The 2,997-nt window shown below is 50.2% G+C and carries 4 protein-coding genes; 1 reads left to right on the forward strand and 3 read right to left on the reverse strand.

All coding sequences use genetic code 11. The features are described from left to right. Positions 1-811 precede the first annotated feature (811 nt). The gene (locus BG74_RS18895) at positions 812-934 is read left to right on the forward strand and encodes a hypothetical protein (RefSeq protein WP_256364219.1); all 123 of its coding nucleotides are present in this window, start codon (positions 812-814) and stop codon (positions 932-934) included. Between the two features lie 311 nt (positions 935-1,245). On the opposite strand, the gene mltC is transcribed toward BG74_RS18895, so the two are convergent. From mltC to BG74_RS16910, 3 genes are all read right to left on the reverse strand, one after another. Beyond that, positions 1,246-2,319 (reverse strand): membrane-bound lytic murein transglycosylase MltC, encoded by a 1,074-nt coding sequence (mltC, locus tag BG74_RS05190; protein ID WP_066597082.1) that lies wholly within the window; start codon positions 2,317-2,319, stop codon positions 1,246-1,248. 57 nt (positions 2,320-2,376) lie between these two features. Then, complete coding sequence (locus BG74_RS05195; protein WP_066597084.1) at positions 2,377-2,649, reverse strand: oxidative damage protection protein; 273 nt, start codon at positions 2,647-2,649, stop codon at positions 2,377-2,379. A 63-nt stretch (positions 2,650-2,712) separates the two neighbouring features. After that, a partial coding sequence (locus BG74_RS16910) for an NUDIX domain-containing protein (RefSeq protein ID WP_244267318.1) occupies positions 2,713-2,997 on the reverse strand: 285 nt, incomplete at its 5' end.

Here is a 2,997-nt window from a genome sequence, read left to right on the forward strand (position 1 = left end):
TCATCCCTCGCTTATTTCCTGGTATCTGGAAATAATCAGGCAATAACGAACGTAGGGTCGGCAGCACCACCATGTCGAGCGCGGCGGCAAACATGCTAAAGGCCTGCACCAAGCAAGGGTAGGCTACCGATGGCACAGCGCACAAGCTTGTTTGCTAGCTACTGATAAACGCCACGCTTTGCCGCCCAGTTTGACATCTGTCGAACAGAAAAAGTGTTTCTTCCCACCGTCAGCCGCAGATAGAAACCCAGCGCGACACTGCTGGCGCCTTTCGGTAGTGTGTCGTCGCGCAAAGTGATCACTTTTGTGCGAACGATCGTACCTTGTTACGCAGCACAGTCCTATACTGAAACCGGTACGTTGGCGGACAGAGACCATCCCCGCCGAACTAAACAGGCTGCCCGGCGTTGAAGTCATACCTGCGAGGCCATGGAGGCAGTAAAGCCCAGAGAGTGGCGCAAGTGGCCTGTGTCTAACTCTTTTGCGTTAGAACGGCATTGTTCCAGAAAAACGCGATCTCAATTCCACCATGTTCCTACTCACCCTCTCGCCGAGGATGTAGCTGAAGATGCACCGGCTGGTGGAACGCGCTGACGTAGTTTGAGCGCTATATCGAGGAAGACACACTGCTGGAGAAGGTCTTGTTCAGCATTTGCGAGAAATATCCAGGCCATGTTAAAAATACAGCCTGCGCCGGTTTTGTCAAGAAATGCATGGCTTGTATGTCAGTTTTGACACCAAGCAATTGCAGCGTGAGATGTTAGGCCAGTCTTATCTGCCGCGTATGGCGATAAATTCGTAGGAGGCTAATATGGTCTTTGTACGCGGTGAGATAGAACTGCTTCCCGTGTCCAAGGAAGACGGACGTATTGCCGCTGAAGGTGCGTTGCTTTATCTGTTATCTGACTGGGGTGCTACTAGACTGGGGTGCTAATATCTATGTCTGGAGAGGTGTGAGGCGGGTTCGGCATAGTGTTATTTCTTGACGCTAAAGGAGATGACCTGAACCAAATTGCCGGGATTTCAAGCCGGAGTTGCAGAGGGGCTATATCCAGCAAGACGTATGTGGCATCCGGCAGCTGTATGGTCATATAGTCTGCCGCTGACGGCTATGGCTAGCATATCGTGACTGGCTGACGTTACGGTGCGCGCAATAGTCGGCATCTGTGCTGGCCTTGGCCGCGGTCCCTCCTAATGAGTTGCCCCTTATGGCGTTGAGATGGTGACATAAGAGCACCGATGTCGTCAGCGCCGGTAGTTTTTATGTAACTTATTGACTTTATACAGGTAGCGTCGTGATTCTACCGACGGATGCTGCGTGGACAGCGTTTGATAAACCTCGTCAGGCTGCATGTCGTTTATTATTTGGAACGCCCGATTCTGGTCGCGTGAGAAGATTCGCAGCACGCTGCCGGCGCCGCCGTTATAGGCGGTGATCACCGCATAGCGCCGCGACGTTGGATTGACAATACCGCTCAAATAGCTGTTTTGCAGCATCGCCAGATAGGCGGTGCCGGTATCGATATTGTTTTCCGGATCGAACAGATAACTACGGCTCGGCTGTCCCCATTTGCCCTTCATTTTGAACACGTCGCGTCCCGCACTGTGTTGTACCACCTGCATGAGGCCCAAGGCATCGGCATGGCTCGCCGCATAGGGATTGAAGCTTGATTCCGTCTGCATAATCGCCAGAATTAGAGACTGATCGACGCCATATTTCTGCGAGGCTTTGCGCACCATACTCAGGTATTTATGGGCGCGTTTGTCCACATGGTTCGGCACCAGTTGGATAGTGATGGACCATATTTTTCGCAGGCCGGTAGTGCAGGTTTGCAAACGGGTTTGCAGCAGATAATCGGCGAAATGAGCAGCGCGCCACTCCCAGCTAATCGGCTCGCCGTTATTATCCAGCACCTGCCCATAAAGGAAAGGCTCTTTACTGATGGGAATATCGTCCGCATCCGAGTAAAGATCGATATTGCCGGGATCGTTACCCATTAATAGGGTGTTGATAATCGCCTGGCGCAGATGCGCTCTCGGATTATCTCCTGTGATGGTTTCGACGGCAATGGTACCGGCATCAAAGTTAATGTGGCTGCGGGTTTCGTACTGATCGGTGTATTTGACATAGTCTTTCGGCCCGGCAATCAGAACTTCATTTAGCCCCCAGAGATTTTCAATATTATGGGAAAACTGGCCCATTAAAATATCGAAACCATTGGTGTCTTTTATATAGGCTTCATTTTCGCCACCGATTTTACTTCTGGAACAGGAGATCAGTAGCGGGGTAATGATCACTAAAGGTAATATTTTTTTCATGTTACTAGCCGTGTCAAGACTGGAAATTTCCGGGGATCAAAACGCAACAAAAAGGTGTTATTCGCTCGGCGGGGTATACCCCTGGATATGTACATCCTGACCTTCAAACAGGAAATTGATCATCTCCTTCTCCAATACTTTACGATCGGCGACGTTCATCATACTGAGTTTCTTTTCGTTGATCAGCATCGTTTGCTTGGTCTGCCACTGTGACCAAGCTTCTTTAGAAATAGTGTCATAAATACGCTTACCCAGTTCACCCGGATAAATTTGATAATCCTGCCCTTCGGCTTCACGATTGAGAAAAGTGCAATAAATCGTTCTGCTCATCATTGTTCCTCTTTTATTGAAAGCCGCGGGAAATATATTGAAAGCCGCGGGAAATAAAGCAGTCTATCGAGACTGGCTTAATTGCAATAGCAATCGTTCGACCGGTGCGGCCAGTCCGACCACCGGCGGATGGGCTAAGTTATACCAGAGTCCACTGCCTGCATCCATGCACATGCAGCGTTGAATTGTGCCAACCTTTTTCCATATCGGTACGATATCCAAATGGAAATGGCTGAAGGTATGACGGAACGCCGTCAGTTGTTCGAATTGGTCGTTCGGCAAACCGTGCCTAGTCAGCCACAGCGGTAATGCCTGCGGGTCGGCAAACTGCGGAAAACAAAATAGCCC

The organism is Sodalis-like endosymbiont of Proechinophthirus fluctus (genome assembly GCF_001602625.1).
Classification (GTDB): domain Bacteria; phylum Pseudomonadota; class Gammaproteobacteria; order Enterobacterales; family Enterobacteriaceae.

Excerpts from the sequence above, each read along its gene's own strand:
- BG74_RS18895 (WP_256364219.1), top strand. The coding sequence starts at position 812 with ATGGTCTTTGTACGCGGTGAGATAGAACTGCTTCCCGTGTCCAAGGAA.
- BG74_RS05195 (WP_066597084.1), bottom strand. The coding sequence starts at position 2,649 with ATGAGCAGAACGATTTATTGCACTTTTCTCAATCGTGAAGCCGAAGGG.
- mltC (WP_066597082.1), bottom strand. The coding sequence starts at position 2,319 with ATGAAAAAAATATTACCTTTAGTGATCATTACCCCGCTACTGATCTCC.